Raw genomic sequence first — 14,421 nt, 5'->3', positions numbered from 1 at the left:
GGGGTCCTGCCCGGGCACTGGGATGTGACGTTTTTCGCCATGAGGCCCAAGGCTTGGCTAGTCTAACGACAGTGGCTTTGAGGGTAAACGCCTTATCCGCCGCGGTGGCATTTTTGTGAGGCTCGCAGTTTGCAACCTGTTTGCTGTGGCGTAGCGCTCACTTTCCACAGTTGCGGGGGGTAGGTTGTTTGTCAGGGATTGCCCTTCACAGAGCAACTGGCTAGGGTTAAGGCCTTTTTGTACAGGAGTTGGTTTTCCCTCCGGCGGAGCCTGTCATGGCTTGGGTGAAGTCGTCTCGATGGGACAGCCCAAGTCAATCAGGCGGGATGTGGGAAAACAAATACGGCATTGGCTCAATCAAACTCCTGTCACGGAACGGTATAAATAAAAAATAAGGAAGCAGCAGTATGGCGCCAAGAGTTTGTTCCAGTGCACTGGAAGCGGTATCCCTGATAGGGAATGATGAATTTATCTGGACCCACTCTATGGGAGCCACCCCCAGAGTCTTGCTGGAGGCGCTGGCACAGCATGCCATGACGCGGCAGAACCTGACCTTGCTGCAACTGCATACCGAGGAAGCCGAGGCCTTGAGTGTGCCCGAGCTTAAGGGCCATCTGCGCCATCGCTGTTTCTTTGGCGGCGCCCCGACCCGCGCCCTGCTGGCCAGTGGCGAGGCGGATTATGTGCCTGTCTTTTTATCCGAGGTGCCCAAGCTGTTTCGCTCCGGCGAGCAACCCATAGATACGGCGCTGGTACAGGTGTCACCGCCTGACAGCCATGGCAACTGTTCGCTGGGGATCAGTGTCGAAGCCAGCCGCGCCGCTTGTGATGTGGCAGGCCGCATCATAGCCCATATCAACCCGCAAATGCCGCGCACCCATGGCGACAGCTTTGTACCCTATGACCGCTTTGCCGCCGTGTATGAACAGAGTTCGCCTCTGCCCGAACACCCCATGGCCGGAGCCGATGCCATCAGCCAGGCTATCGGCAAGCATGTGGCCTCTCTGGTTGAAGACGGCGATTGCCTGCAGATGGGCATAGGTGCCATTCCGGATGCCGTTTTGGGGCAGTTGGCAGACAGACGAAACTTAGGGATCCACACCGAACTGTTTTCCGATGGCATTCTGGCGCTTTATCGCTCCGGGGCGATTAACAACAGCCGCAAGAAGGTGCATCCGGGTAAATTGGTCACAGGTTTTGCGCTTGGCAGTCGCGCCCTCTATGACTTTGTCGATGACAACCCCGAAGTACTGTTTCTGGATATAGAGCAGGTTAATGACACCTCGGTTATCCGCCGCAACCCGCAGGTGATGGCCATCAACTCGGCGCTGCAAGTGGATATTTCCGGCCAGGTGTGCGCCGACTCCATAGGCACCCGAATCTATTCCGGGGTAGGCGGGCAGATGGACTTTATTCGCGGCGCCGGTCTTTCTCCCGGCGGGCGCTCGGTTATCGCCCTGCCGAGCACGGCCGCCAATGGGGCGGTTTCCCGTATCGCGCCTGTGCTGAGCCCAGGTGCCGGGGTGGTGACTACCCGGGCCCATGTGCACTATATTGCCACCGAATATGGTTGTGCCAATCTCAGGGGGCGCAGTATCCGCGAGCGGGCCAGAGCCTTAATCGACATAGCGCATCCGGATTTTCGTGAATCCTTGTGCCGGGAGACATTCGAGCTCTGGGGTTTGAGTATTTGAGTTAATGCTCATTAGGTAAAACTTAACACTGTTATCATGGTGTTAACTTTGTATACCGGGTAAGATGCGGTCAATCTCTTATCGCGGTAGGTTTCATGAGCGACAGCAGCTTCTTTTTGGGTAATTGGCAGGTCGATCCCGGCAGCAATAGTTTGCGGCTGGGAAAGCGCCTGCGGCAGTTGGAACCCAAAGCCATGGATGTGCTGCTGTATCTGTGTCGTCGCAGCGGCGAGGTTGTCAGCAGCGATGAGCTGCTGGATGCCTGTTGGCCCGGCAGCGACATGGGCGATAACCCGCTGCACAAGACCATCAATCAGCTGCGCCGGGCGCTGGACGACAAGGCCGGCGATCCTTCTTTCATCGAAACTATCCGCAAACGCGGCTATCGAGTTGTAGCCGATGTTCGTTTCCCCATCGGCCACGAAGCCAGTTTGCCGTCGCTGGCCTGGAGCCAGGGCTCACCATTTCCCGGGTTAAAACCCTTCAGCGCCGATTATGCCGGGGTGTTTTTCGGCCGCAGCGAACAGATCAACGCCTTACTGGAACGCATAGCCAGGCAGATTAAACATGGCCGCGGGTTTTGCTTGCTGCTTGGCCCCAGCGGCAGCGGTAAGTCATCACTGATCAACGCAGGCATTTTGCCCAATCTGGCTTCGCCTCAGGGCTTTCACGGCATAGGCCTGGCCTGCTATTCGATACTGGATCTGGCCGATGTCGCCGAAGATCAACTGCTGCTGGAATTGGCCGCCGCCATGCTCGACTGGGAGCTGGACGATGCGCCGGTATTGGCAGGCTACAGCGCCGAAACGCTGGCGCATGCACTGGAACAGGATATCGACAGCCTCTGCGCCCAACTCTGCCAGGCGCTGCCGTCCCAAAGTTGGGAGAAGCCCAGGTTCGGCCTGTTTGTCGACCGTCTGGAAGTGCTGCTGTCTTCGCCGCGCTTCTCGGCCGCCGCCCGTGAGCAGGGGCTGGCGCTGCTCGACACCCTGGCGCGTTCCGGAGCCGTATTGCTGCTCAGCGCCTGTCGCAATGAATTCTACCCTCAGGTGGTTGCCAGCCCCAGCTTGATGGCGGGCAAGGGCAATGGCGCCCATTTCGATCTCTTGCCGCCCAGCCGTCAGGAACTGTTGCAGATGATACGCTTGCCGGCCGCAGCCGCAGGCTTGAGTTGGGAATTTGACCCTGAATCGGCACTGGGCTTGGATGAGCTGCTGTGCCGTGAGGCCGCCAGTAACCCGGATACCCTGCCCATGTTGCAGTATATGCTGCAGGCCCTGTATCTGCAGCGCAGTGACGACAACCAGTTGCAACTGGCGGTTTATCACCGCCTGGGTGGGCTGGCCGGGGCTATAGGCCAGGCCGCCGAAGATGCCATCGCCTCCTTGTCGAGCTCGCAAAGGGCGGCCCTGCCGCGGGTGCTGTCGCTGCTGGTGACCCTCAGGGAAGATGAGCAGTCGGTCACCAGTCGCAGTGCCAGATATTCCGAATTGGCCACGGATGCCGAGCGCGCCTTGGTTCAGGCCTTGGTCGACAGTCGGCTGTTTGTCTCCCATCTGGAGGACAGCGAACCCGGTTTCAGCATAGCTCATGAAGCCTTGCTCAGACGCTGGTCCAGGGCCAGAGACTGGATAGATAGCCACAGGGAAGGGCTGGCGGCCAAGGCCAGGCTGTTCCATCAGGCCAGGCGCTGGCAGCAACAGCAGTGCAGCCGCGATTTTCTGCTGCCCCAGGGCAAGCCGCTGACCGAAGCGCTGGCGCTGAAAAACGATCCCCTGCTGGAGCTGGATCCTGTCAGCGAAAGCTATGTTGCCGCCTCCAGCGCCAGAGGACAGCGCCAGCGGCGCCTCAAGGGCGCGACCTTCATGCTTTTATGTCTCTTGACCCTGATCTCGGTATTCATGAGTTATCGCAGCGTTGAAGCCGAGCAGCAGGCGCAGGCCAAGCGCCTGGCGGCAGAAGACTTGCTGGGCTTTATGGTGGGTGACTTTGCCGACAAGCTGCGCAGCATAGGCCGGATGGATCTGCTCGATGGTGTCAGCAACAAGGCGCTGGATTATTTTCGCGAGGCCGACAGCAGCCTGAGTGAGGTGGCGCTGTTTCGCCATGGTCAGACACTGGAAGCCATGGGGGAGGTGGCCTATTCCCGTGGCCGGGTGGATGAAGCGGAAAAGGCGCTGCTGGCCGCCAGAGACAAACTCTTGCCGCTGCTGTCCGGCAGTACAGATCAGCTGGAGCTGTTAAAGACCCTTGGCGCCAATGCTTTCTGGCTCGGGCAACTCAAGTATGACCAGAGCGATTGGCAGGGCACCCGCCCCTGGTTCGAGGCTTATCTGCAACACAGTCTTGCCATGTACCGACTGGCACCGGACAACAGCGAAGCGTTAATGGAACTCTCCTACGCCCATAACTCTCTGGGGTCCTTATCGATGGAGCTGCAGGACTTCAGCAAGGCGCGCCAGGGCTTTGAAGAGTCGCTGCGGCTCAAGCTGATTGCATTGTCCGAGTCGCCAGATGATCCCCAGCTCTTGGCCGATGTCGCCGATACCCGCTCCTGGCTCGCCAGTGCTGCCAGCGCAGATGGGGATATTCAAGCAGCCATCGCCATTCATAGACAGATAGCCGAAGAGTTAAAGCGGCATGCTCAGGGAGAACCCTATCAACTATATAGATTATCCGGGAACCTGGAGATCTTGGCTCAGTTGTACAGTGCGGTGCAGCAAACCGAATTGGCCAGAGAGAGCGCAATGGAAGCCAGTCGGGCTATTGCTGCCGCGCTTGAGGCCGATCCGGAAAATGAGCGCTGGCGAATGCAGCAATCTTTTGTTGAGGTGTTACTGGTTAGCTTACTACCGGCATCAACAGAAAAAACGGCCATGCTAAATACTTTGAGTGGGCATCTGGCCAGTAAGCCGTCAAGCAAAACCTCGACTAAGCAGCTTAAATTGGAGGCTCGTTTTTGGTTGGTCGCTGCCAAGGCGCGGCTCGAACAAGATGATTATCAGCAAGCGCAGAAACTTGCTTTGTTGGCAGAAGCGTTTTTTACAGCATTAGGGCAGAAGACGGTTTTGGGCACTGTGGATATGGGAGCCTTGGCCGAGACAGGGCTTGTAACCGCCTATAGTGTGTCCATGTTAAATAGCGATTTAAGCTTTGCCTATACTCACTGCCAGAAAGTCAGCCAAATGCTGCAACCATGGGTCACAGTGAATCGTGATGCCCGTATACTCGCGCCTTATGCTATGGCTTTGGATTGCATTGATGACCAACAAGAACTATTGAAAATGAAGGCTAAATTTGAGCCGCTTGGTTATCGTTTTCGTCAATTTAAATACCCCCTCAAAAACTAACCTGAAACAAGGATGAAGCTATGTCTGTACCCGTAAAAAATATCATTGTCACTATTACGCTGGATGACAACCGCGTACCTCAGTTTGCCTATGAGCCGGAAGGTCCCGTGTTAGTGGATAAGCCCAACACTCATATTATCTATAAGCTGCAGGACAAGACAGATATGGATCTGGCCTTTGTCGGCGCTTCTTTCGATACCCCCTTCGACGGCATTATCGATGCGGTCAAGACCGAGGCCCCGGATATGTTGATACTGATGGATACCAACTCAGTGGTGGGTAAGACAGGCTTTAGGCTGATCCTCAGTAACAGCAGCAACACTCTGCTGGTTTCCAGCCAGGATCCTCAAGTCGTGAATACCGGCAATAACTGAGTTAGTTTTATGGCCGAGTACTTAAATCTGGCTTGATTGCATTAATCTGGGTGGCTTCTGTCCTGGAGCCACCCAATAAGTTTGTTATCTCCACATAAGGCATGTGGAGCGAATTAATATGGAGTCGTTATGCGTATTGCTTTGATGGCCAGCGCGCTGCTGGCAAGCTTTCCCCTGGCACTGAGTGCCGCTACTCAGGCCGAGATCGATCTGGCGATGGCACCGGTAAAGAGTGACGCCGAGTTGCAACTCTTGCTGGCCGAGCCCGGATCCTGAAGTCGTAAATAAGCCTGACTAAACAAGTTGTAGAAGTGAGATATTCTGCTTGTTTTTGTTTAAATGTGGGGGCTCTAATCTTAAAGCTGTCACTAAGGATATAAAGTAACTATTTTCCCCGAATCGTGCCGAACGGGGGATTCTTTCCCGCCCGAAAAGCTCCTTTGGTTGCCAATCATTGCCGTATTTCTGTGGTTGGACGCCTTTCCTGTCTACAGAAGGTTGGAATTATTAACGATATTTTTCAATAAATTACATCGTAAGCTTATCAGAAGGTTTGCCTTGTACGTACGCGCTAGAGTTATCCCTGTCGAAATTGAACAACCCGCAGGTCGGGAGGGAGAACAGCATGGCAAGCCCCTACAGCAATGAAGCTGGTTTTAGTCAGTGTGAGTGTGACAGCGAGGCTTTGGCGACCCTGATTGAGTGCATGCAGCAACCTATGGTGCTGGCCGATGGTGAGGGCAAAGTGTTGGCGGTGAACTCTCCGGCGGCCGAGCTGCTGGGCGATCAGAGCGAAACCTTTGCCGGTGAATTCTGGCATACCTGGTTGGCGGCGCCTTATCGTAGCCGCTACGCCAGCATGTTCAGCAGCCAATATGGCCGCCAGGTACCGCTGCAACATGGCCCCTGGGAAGTATTGCTCCGACGTGTCGATGGGGTGGAGCTGCCGGTGAATCTGTCGCTTTCCTTTATTCAGGGCTTGCTGCCACTGTTTGTGATTGGTTTGCATGATCTCAGCGGCCACAGGGATGAAATTAAACGCCTGTCCACCCTGGCGGCGACCGATTATTTGACCGGACTGGCCAATCGCCGCACCTTTACCGAGACACTGGAACGCCAGTGGCAGCAGTGCATCGATAAGCACAAGCCCATCAGCACCTTGATCATAGATGCCGACCATTTCAAACAGTTCAACGATCAGCATGGTCACCTGATGGGGGACGAATGCCTGAAATTGATGGCCAAGACCATAGCCGCGGCGTTGCCATCGCCCCAGTGTCTGGCGGCACGTTTTGGCGGTGAGGAGTTTGCCCTGGTGTTGCCCGGATTCAACAGCGCCATGGCCTGGGTGGTGGCCGAGCAGATAGCCGAGGCCATTCGTAGTCTGGACTTTGTCAAATTGGGGCTGAGCCGTGAGGTTTGTGTCAGTGTCAGCCAGGGGATTGCCACTGAGATCAATGGCCAGTACCGCACGGCCGAGGCCATGCTCAGCGCGGCGGACACAGCCCTGTACCGGGCCAAGAGCGATGGCCGCGACAGGATCAAGTTATCCGCCTGAGGAGGAGAGGATGAACTGGTATGTGATGACGCTGATGCCCAGCGCCCGGGAGCGGGCCGACTGGTTTGTCAATATTCAGCTGCGGCGCTACTGCCATTCGCCGAAAAAAGCCGCCCTGAGACTGTGGAAGGGCTACTGCACCGAACCTTTGGTAAGGCAACTGCTGAGCGACTTACAACAGATAGCCGCGGCCGAGGGACAACTCCCGGCGGAAGAGCAGCGCTATTTGCAGGCCTTGCTGGCCCACTTCGACTGGTTGGCGAGTCAGCAACAGATGCGTTTGAGCCTCTCCTGAGCCTCACTGTGAAAGTGATAGAGAGCATCCTGAGGCTTGTCCTGACGCCAAAGTGCCTTGTCATCCAGGCCCAGCAACAGGGCGCGCAGGATAATCCCTGTCAGGCCGTGCGACACAAGGATCACCCGCTCCGGGGTTGCCGGATCGGTCAGCCAATGTGCCAGCCGCTGTTGCACCTGGAGTAGTGTTTCTGCGCCCGGGCCCTGCAGATACCAGTCATTGCGCCCGGCAAGCTCGGGTCTGGCGGCGTGGATATCGGCGACCCGGGTCTGCTCCCATTCACCTAAACCGCATTCAATCACCCTGGGCTCGGCAATAATGGCGCCGGGATCCCGGCAAAGCACCTCTGCCACCAGAGTCGCCGTTTCCATAGCCCTTCCCAGCGGGCTGGAAACCAGCTGAAATTCTTGTTCAGGATTGCCTGCCGATTGCCGCAGCTGTTGTTGCAAGGTAACACCATAGGCCTTGGCCTGTGCCCTGCCGAGTTCGGTCAGCGGCGAGTTACAGTGTCCCTGCAGCTTACCGGCGGCATTAAATTCAGTTTGGCCGTGGCGTAGTATAAATATTTCCTTTGGCATGGCGGTCAATTCCCGATACTGCTTAAACGGTTGGCTGCGAAAGAGGGTACTCCCCGGCTGGGGAAGGAGCAAGTTGCAGCGCCTTTGGTAACTCGAATTTGTTAACCGAGGAGTGTCGGCATCGGCCGAGCGCAGGAGCGGCTGCCAGATTGGGGCGGTGAGTTGTCTTATCAAAAAATGGCTTGTTGAAGCATACAAATATTCTGTAGTAGCGGCCCATTGCTCAAATTAACCGAGGGAGATGGCTATAATTTTGAATGTGCGTCCAGGCGCACGGGGATGTGTTGAAATACTGCCAAGCCGCAGCCGCGTGAGTGCTCCGGCCCGAACGATTGCAGAGGGAATATGAAATATCTTTTAGCGAGTATCCTGGCATTGCTGGGCAGTTATCAGTGCATTGCTGCTGAGCCTGAGTGGAAGCTGGCTTTTGGGCTTCATGATTTTCAGGTGGAAAGTTCAGACACCCTGGGGGCCCATGTGGCAGTGAGCCTGGATTATCTCACCGAGTCAGAGATCGCCCTTCATGGCAACCTGAACATCTATCTCGATAACGATAAAGACAAGCTGGATCCCGATCATATTCCTATCTGGTTTCAGTCCGGCTACTTTGCCCGGGGCCAGTGGCTAACTCTGACGGATAACTTAACCCTGGATTGGCAACTGTCGCTGCGGGGAAAGCGTAATACCGTCAGTTCGGTAGAAAAACAGATTAAGCTCTATCCTTCGTTGTTACTGGATTACCATCGGCAGGCCGTTGGCATGACTGCCGAGGTGGGAATGGGGTACTACTATCTTGAGATTGACGATGATGTGCCCAAGTCCCGCGGTTATCAACGTGGCGAGTTTGGCAATGATGCTACGGCCTGGACTACTGCACTGGGGGGATTTTGGTTATTGGCCCCGAGTTGGAAGCTTGAGGGCCATCTAGCGTATTGGGCCGATGGCAATGAAACTCTGGAGACGGTTTACAAGGTGGGCCTGACTGTGAATACCCCGAAGTTGTTCAAGGCATCTGAGTTAACCTTATCTATGGAACATACCCGCTACAACTTGGACCATTACGATAAATGGCCCAAGGAGAGTGTAGAGTATCAACCTATTCTGCCCTGGGATGAAGATACTTTATATCGGCTCTATTTCACTGTCCCCTGGTGAGCCCAGGCTATCAAGTCCATCTTATTCGGCTTGACTCTAGTGGCGGTCGATTGGGTTTGAGGGCTTGCATTCAGACCTGTAAGTCGACGCAGAGCACGCATGGGACTTGTTCGCACCTTCTTTAAATTATTCGTAATGGGTTGCACCGGAAAAAGAGGCCGATAATGGTATATAAAAGTCGATATTTAGGTGACTGAAATATACCATCTCGGCCTTCTTGGCGGTGATGACTGTTACGTCTTACATGTGATATTTAACGATAAAGGAAAAGTTGTTTTGGTCTTCGCCTTTAACACCATACTTGTTGAGCCACAGAGAGTATTCTACTCCTATCATGAGTTTATTCTTTTTCCCCATTAGATAGGCTCCCAAGTCATATTTTAATTGGGGATTGAAATGGAATGTTTCCTCCTTAATGGCTTCATCGTAAGAAACTACCCAGTCAATATAGCCATCAAACACTATCTGGCTATCACCCAACGGCCAGCTGAATTTGAAACTGGGTGAGAGTTGCCAACCATCACTGATATTGTCACTATTCAGCCCCTGACGCCGATAAAAATTAACCTTGAAATAGTCTGCGGTTGGCAGATTAAAGTCGACCCCCAAACCATAAAGCAGGCTCTCTACATCGCCTTTGCCTTCTTCAAGACTCAGAGCCAAAGATAAGTCGTTGACTATGTTGTTGTCGTACTTTACGTCAAATATTTTCGCCGAACTAAAGCGGGTTGTCAGTTCGCCGTAGTTGCTTCGCTCACTGCCAAGGGAGTGATGAAAATGCGTAAAGTCCTGAAACAAAAACCAATCGCCATAACGCCAGTCTCCAGCAGATTCCAGGGTCAGGGTAAACTGTTGATCGGATGGTGCCAGTTTAAAGTCTTCGCCATAGAGGCCGGTTACGCTGAAATCATGCCAGTTTACCAAAGGGGCGGCCTGAGTTGGCAGGGTGAGCATAGCCAAGGGTAGCAGTAGTCGTTTCACTCGAACTCTCCTACTTGGCCAGCTTGAGGCAGACACCGCCCAACATGGCCATCATGACTATGCGGGTGGCATCACGCAGACCGTTCCAGTGCTGAGATTGCCAGCTGGCAAACCATTCACCACCTGCCGCCTGGAAAATAAAGCCCCATACTAATACCGCCAATCCCATGGCTATCAGGGCTAATGTCTTCTGCTGTTCAAAGGTTTGACTATCAGAGTTAAAGTGTTTGGCAAGCTTGAACAGCCCCAGGAAGCCGCAGAAGGTGAGGGTAGCTTCGATAATGATGATGGAAATAAAGCCTATCATATGGACAGAAGGTGCGGTGACGGCACGCCACATAATATCCGGGCTGTTATAGGTGGTGTCCATGGAAAATACGTGGCGCACAAATTGTAGGTTGGATTCTGAATCAGTGATATTACCCAGACAGCCGATAGCGGCGATGGTCGTTACTGTCAGAACTATCATCATTGAAAAAAAACGAAACGCATTGGTTGAATTAAACATGGGATACTCCGTTATTTTTAGTGGTCGCAACTATCTTTCACTTATTTTATTTTTTAGGGTATTCCAATGTTAATAAGTGTGGCTGGCGCGTAGTTTGATAGGGTGTTTTATGATTTTTTTTCGAAAACCATCGGCGCATTATGATCTGAAAGGAATTAAATATTAGTTGATTAGATGTTGGTTGAGCTTGCTCTTGTCAGTAAGAATAAAAATCTTGTTATCAGGGAAAGGCATAAAATCATCAAAGCTGGGATAATGCCGACTCTATTCGGGTATGAGATGTATTATCCAAAGGGTGTTGCCACCGAAGGTTATTAATGACTCCAAACAGTATGTTATACAGAGGGATTGGCTTGAGTGATGCAGGTTCCTCTTCCAGGATCAAGGTTGTCGACAGTGCCATGGCCCCCCGTTGAATGCATAGCACTGTATTGCGGCAAAGGGCGATTTGTTCATCGCTGGAAAGTAATTCCCCCTGCAATTTGGCGCGTTGCAGAAAACGTTTGGTTCCCTGACAAAAGGGGATTAACTGTTTACGTAGTTGTTCCTGGCGTTCTTCTGAGGCACTGGCCGATATTTGGGGCAGTTCAGCGAGTACAGAAATACTGGTACTGAAACGATTTGGCGAAATAAAGGGAAGTAGGTTTAATGTCAGCCAGGTTTCTGCCGGACGCAGTTTCATGCAAAGCACAGAGGTGTGCATCACCAGCAAGCGTTGGGTCTCCTTAGCCATCAGGCTAACCAGTAGGTCTTCTTTGTTGATGAAGTGGCTATAGAGGGTGCCCATACTGCAGTTGGCTCTTTTAGCCAGTTGCGAGAATCGGAAGGATATTAACCCCTCTTCTTTAATTATTTGATCTGCGGCATTGAGAAGAAGCTCCTCCCTCCTTTTAAATTTTTCGCTTTTTACCTGCATGATACTGATAGTCAATGACTTATTTCTAAACCATATCAGCCTAAGGCTTTTTTTTCATCCGCTTGTTTACGTGCTTGTTCACATAAAAGTTATAAAAAACGAAGAATTATCATAAGTATAGAAAATGTTATTTTTTCAAAGGGCTATGCGTATTATTGGTGCTCGCTGAGCCGGATGCCGGGGCATCTGTTTATATTACTTCGAGCCTCGACATCCATGTCTCTGCCACGTTATTTGTACCAACGGCTTTCGGCGGCTCCGAAGGGGGAATTGGTGCAATTCTTCCCACATAGAGTTGTTTTGAGCTGCAGACATACGCCTATTTTCCAGGCATAGGCGGGACTGTGACCTTCCGAGCCAGGGATGGCGAGGCAGAGCTTACATGGACGTACTTGAATAACGTCCCTGTTTAACGGTCAGCTCGTCATCCATGACTCGTGCTCGAAAGCATGTTGCTGCGCAACTCTCGCCGTGTCACAGGATCGCCTGTGCATAAGCCTGCGGCAGGCAATGAGCAACATCCGTTGCCGGAAGCTCGGGCAATATTAGCTTAGATACTTATAGCTGGAGCCATGATCGCCGCTGTACCAGCGTCCTAAAGTCGTGGAGCTTCGCCCCACACCCGAGGAAAGGGGGCTGTATCGACTCGCCCCCTTTCCAAACCCCCAGCGACCCGCGACGCAGCGGAAAACCCCTTGTGCTTATGATGCCAATTCGCTATCGCGCCAGACGCTCATCCCTGATTCGACTGGCGCTGCTTCGGCATCCATGCCTCGCTACGCGATTGTCATCAACGCCCTGCGGCCGCTTCGAGCGGGAGCCGGTGCAATTCTGTAATAATAGGGTTGCTTGAAATTGCTTGTATACCTACAGACATACGCCTATTTTCCAGGCATAGGCGGAACTGTGACCGTCGAAAACAGGGACGTTTTCGTCGAGGCTACACGGATGTATTCACAACAACTTCCCTGTTTAACGGCCAGCTCGCCATCCCTGGCTCTCGCTCGTAAGCATGTCGCTACGCGACTCTCGCCATGTCACAGGATCGCCTGTGCGTAAGCCTGCGGCAGGCAATGGGAGACATCCGTTGCTGGAAGTTCAATCTATGTTATTTGGCTATTTTGAGCTGAAAGCAATGCTAGCCGCTGTGCCAGCGGCGTAAAGTCGTGGAGCAAATGCATCCATGCACAAGGGCCAGTTCGCCATCCCTGGCTCTCGCTCGTAGCCAGTCGCTACGCGACACTCGCCAAACCACACCGGGCAAGGGGCTTTGCTTGTCCAAAACCCCTTGCATCCCCAAGGACACCCCGACGTAGCCGAAATCCCCGCTGGCTTATAAAGCAAATTGGCTACACTCAGGACTCGCATCCTTGCTCGACCTTCGAGCCTCGACATCCCTGTCTCGGCTACGCCAATTTGCAACAACGCCCGCGGCGGCTCCGAAGGGGGAATTGGTGCAATTCTTCCCACACAGAGTTGTTTTGAGCTGCAGACATACGCCTATTTTCCAGGCATAGGCGGGACTGTGACCGTCGAAAACAAGGATGTTTTCGACGAGGCTACATGGACGTATTAACGCCGAGTCACAGGATCGCCTGTGCGAAAGCGCACCGCAGGTGATGGGCTGCATTGAGGCCTGAAGCTATATTAGCCTCAGTGGCAGGGCTCGCTATGCAGCGGACAATCTCTTGTGTTTATAAGGCAATAGCGGTTTGGCATTAAGCCCCGCTATTGCCAAACCCTTCCTCAGTCGCGTGTCTGACCTGTGCCATTGACCAGGAATTTCTCCGTGGTCAATGACTCCAGTCCCATGGGGCCGTAGGCATGCAGCTTGGTAGTGGCGATACCGATTTCGGCACCGAGCCCCAGCTCGCTGCCGTCGCTGAAGCGCGATGAGGCGTTGACCATCACCACAGAGGCATCGACCCCTTGCTGAAACTGTTGCGCCGCTTGCTGGCTTTCGGTGCAGATCACCTCGGTATGGTGGCTGCCGAAGCGGGCGATATGCTCCATGGCATCCGCCAGTGAGTCGACCTGGCGCACGGCGATTTCCAAGCTCAGGTATTCCTGGCCGAACTCATCTTCCGTCAGCACAGTGGCCTGGTCGAAGAAGGGCGCCGCCTTTTCATCGGCATTGATCTTCACCCCCTTGTCGGCCAAGGCCTGAGCGGCGATGGGCAGCCAGACTTTGGCGATATCCTTGTGTACCAATAGGCCCTCCAGGGCATTACAGACGCCGGTGCGTTGGGTCTTACCGTTGAGCAGCAGGTTGAGCGCCTTTTCCACATCGGCATCTCTGTCGACATAGAGATGACAAACGCCTTTAAAGTGCTGGATAACCGGGATTTTAGAGTTGTCGCTGACAAAGTTGATCAGGCCTTCGCCGCCTCTTGGGATCACCAGGTCGATATAGTCGCGCTGCTGTAACAGTTCCAGCATCAGGGCGCGGTCGGGATCCGGCACCACGGATACCAGCGCGGTTGGCAGTTTGAACTCTTGCAGCACTTTGTGCAGCACTTTGGCTATCGCCAGGCTGGAGTTGAGTGCCTCTTTACCGCCGCGCAGTATTACCGCGTTGCCCGATTTGAAACACAGCGCTGCGGCATCCGCGGTCACATTGGGGCGCGCCTCATAGATCATACAGACCACCCCGAGCGGCACTCTGAGCTTGCTTATCTGAATACCGTTGGGACGGCGGCCAAGCTCGCGGCGCTGACCCACGGGATCGTCCAGCTTGACTATGGTGTCTATGCCGCTGGCCATGGCGGCGATCCGCTCTGGCGTCAGGGTCAGCCGGTCGAGCATGGCTTCGCTGAGGCCTGCACTGCGGGCAGCAAGGAGATCTTCCTTATTGGCCTTGAGAATATTGTCATTTTCAGCGAGAAGCGCTTGGGCCATCGCCTTCAGTACCTGATTTTTGGTTTGGGTATCTATGAGTGCCAGCTCTCTGGCCGCCTTGGCCGCTGAGCTTGCCAGTGTGGTTATCAGACTCATTTAGGTCCTCCTTTGTTC

At 53.8% G+C, this 14,421-nt stretch carries 12 protein-coding genes; 7 read left to right on the top strand and 5 right to left on the bottom strand.

The window, feature by feature from the left end; all coding sequences use genetic code 11:
- The first annotated feature begins 407 nt into the window (after window positions 1–407).
- The 6 genes from CX650_RS09500 to CX650_RS09480 all read left to right on the top strand — a co-directional run bounded on the left by CX650_RS09500 (window position 408) and on the right by CX650_RS09480 (window position 7,271).
- A complete protein-coding gene (locus tag CX650_RS09500; RefSeq protein WP_039034996.1) occupies window positions 408–1,694 on the top strand; it encodes an acetyl-CoA hydrolase/transferase family protein in 1,287 nt (428 codons plus the stop codon).
- Between the two features lie 95 nt (window positions 1,695–1,789).
- Window positions 1,790–5,044 carry an nSTAND1 domain-containing NTPase gene (locus CX650_RS09495; protein WP_101095662.1) on the top strand — a complete coding sequence of 1,085 codons (3,255 nt, stop codon included), beginning with the start codon at window positions 1,790–1,792 and terminating at the stop codon, window positions 5,042–5,044.
- 20 nt (window positions 5,045–5,064) lie between these two features.
- Window positions 5,065–5,418, top strand: coding sequence for a DP-EP family protein (locus tag CX650_RS09490; RefSeq protein WP_101095661.1), 354 nt, complete (start codon window positions 5,065–5,067; stop codon window positions 5,416–5,418).
- A gap of 129 nt (window positions 5,419–5,547) precedes the next feature.
- A complete protein-coding gene (locus CX650_RS20025) occupies window positions 5,548–5,694 on the top strand; it encodes a hypothetical protein (protein ID WP_157823012.1) in 147 nt (48 codons plus the stop codon).
- A 349-nt stretch (window positions 5,695–6,043) separates the two neighbouring features.
- Window positions 6,044–6,976 carry a sensor domain-containing diguanylate cyclase gene (locus tag CX650_RS09485; protein ID WP_083390217.1) on the top strand — a complete coding sequence of 311 codons (933 nt, stop codon included), beginning with the start codon at window positions 6,044–6,046 and terminating at the stop codon, window positions 6,974–6,976.
- Between the two features lie 10 nt (window positions 6,977–6,986).
- Complete coding sequence (locus tag CX650_RS09480) at window positions 6,987–7,271, top strand: hypothetical protein (RefSeq protein WP_101095660.1); 285 nt, start codon at window positions 6,987–6,989, stop codon at window positions 7,269–7,271.
- Here CX650_RS09480 and CX650_RS09475 read toward each other — a convergent pair.
- On the bottom strand, window positions 7,241–7,849 hold the full coding sequence (locus CX650_RS09475) for a histidine phosphatase family protein (protein ID WP_101095766.1): 609 nt from the start codon (window positions 7,847–7,849) through the stop codon (window positions 7,241–7,243). The genes CX650_RS09480 and CX650_RS09475 overlap by 31 nt on opposite strands.
- A 345-nt stretch (window positions 7,850–8,194) precedes the next feature.
- Here CX650_RS09475 and CX650_RS09470 point away from each other — a divergent pair, with 345 nt between their 5' ends.
- The gene (locus CX650_RS09470; RefSeq protein WP_101095659.1) at window positions 8,195–9,004 is read left to right on the top strand and encodes a hypothetical protein; all 810 of its coding nucleotides are present in this window, start codon (window positions 8,195–8,197) and stop codon (window positions 9,002–9,004) included.
- Window positions 9,005–9,244: 240 nt separating this feature from the next.
- Here CX650_RS09470 and CX650_RS09465 read toward each other — a convergent pair whose 3' ends face one another.
- From CX650_RS09465 to CX650_RS09450, 4 genes are all read right to left on the bottom strand, one after another.
- Window positions 9,245–9,985 (bottom strand): ion channel protein Tsx, encoded by a 741-nt coding sequence (locus CX650_RS09465; RefSeq protein ID WP_101095658.1) that lies wholly within the window; start codon window positions 9,983–9,985, stop codon window positions 9,245–9,247.
- Window positions 9,986–9,995: 10 nt separating this feature from the next.
- Window positions 9,996–10,493 carry a DUF2165 domain-containing protein gene (locus CX650_RS09460; RefSeq protein WP_071237391.1) on the bottom strand — a complete coding sequence of 166 codons (498 nt, stop codon included), beginning with the start codon at window positions 10,491–10,493 and terminating at the stop codon, window positions 9,996–9,998.
- Window positions 10,494–10,734: 241 nt separating this feature from the next.
- Window positions 10,735–11,424 (bottom strand): TetR/AcrR family transcriptional regulator, encoded by a 690-nt coding sequence (locus CX650_RS09455; RefSeq protein ID WP_157823011.1) that lies wholly within the window; start codon window positions 11,422–11,424, stop codon window positions 10,735–10,737.
- A gap of 1,731 nt (window positions 11,425–13,155) precedes the next feature.
- Complete coding sequence (locus CX650_RS09450) at window positions 13,156–14,403, bottom strand: glutamate-5-semialdehyde dehydrogenase (protein ID WP_101095656.1); 1,248 nt, start codon at window positions 14,401–14,403, stop codon at window positions 13,156–13,158.
- Between the last annotated feature and the right edge of the window lie 18 nt (window positions 14,404–14,421).

Origin of the sequence: Shewanella indica (assembly GCF_002836975.1) — a bacterium.
GTDB classification, from domain to species: Bacteria; Pseudomonadota; Gammaproteobacteria; order Enterobacterales; family Shewanellaceae; genus Shewanella; species Shewanella indica.
Note: the sequence above shows the minus strand (reverse complement) of the source record. Positions and strands in the feature narration are given on the sequence as shown.

Excerpts from the sequence above, each read along its gene's own strand:
- CX650_RS09500 (WP_039034996.1), top strand. The coding sequence starts at position 408 with ATGGCGCCAAGAGTTTGTTCCAGTGCACTGGAAGCGGTATCCCTGATA.
- CX650_RS09495 (WP_101095662.1), top strand. The coding sequence starts at position 1,790 with ATGAGCGACAGCAGCTTCTTTTTGGGTAATTGGCAGGTCGATCCCGGC.
- CX650_RS09490 (WP_101095661.1), top strand. The coding sequence starts at position 5,065 with ATGTCTGTACCCGTAAAAAATATCATTGTCACTATTACGCTGGATGAC.
- CX650_RS20025 (WP_157823012.1), top strand. The coding sequence starts at position 5,548 with ATGCGTATTGCTTTGATGGCCAGCGCGCTGCTGGCAAGCTTTCCCCTG.
- CX650_RS09485 (WP_083390217.1), top strand. The coding sequence starts at position 6,044 with ATGGCAAGCCCCTACAGCAATGAAGCTGGTTTTAGTCAGTGTGAGTGT.
- CX650_RS09480 (WP_101095660.1), top strand. The coding sequence starts at position 6,987 with ATGAACTGGTATGTGATGACGCTGATGCCCAGCGCCCGGGAGCGGGCC.
- CX650_RS09475 (WP_101095766.1), bottom strand. The coding sequence starts at position 7,849 with ATGCCAAAGGAAATATTTATACTACGCCACGGCCAAACTGAATTTAAT.
- CX650_RS09470 (WP_101095659.1), top strand. The coding sequence starts at position 8,195 with ATGAAATATCTTTTAGCGAGTATCCTGGCATTGCTGGGCAGTTATCAG.
- CX650_RS09460 (WP_071237391.1), bottom strand. The coding sequence starts at position 10,493 with ATGTTTAATTCAACCAATGCGTTTCGTTTTTTTTCAATGATGATAGTT.
- CX650_RS09450 (WP_101095656.1), bottom strand. The coding sequence starts at position 14,403 with ATGAGTCTGATAACCACACTGGCAAGCTCAGCGGCCAAGGCGGCCAGA.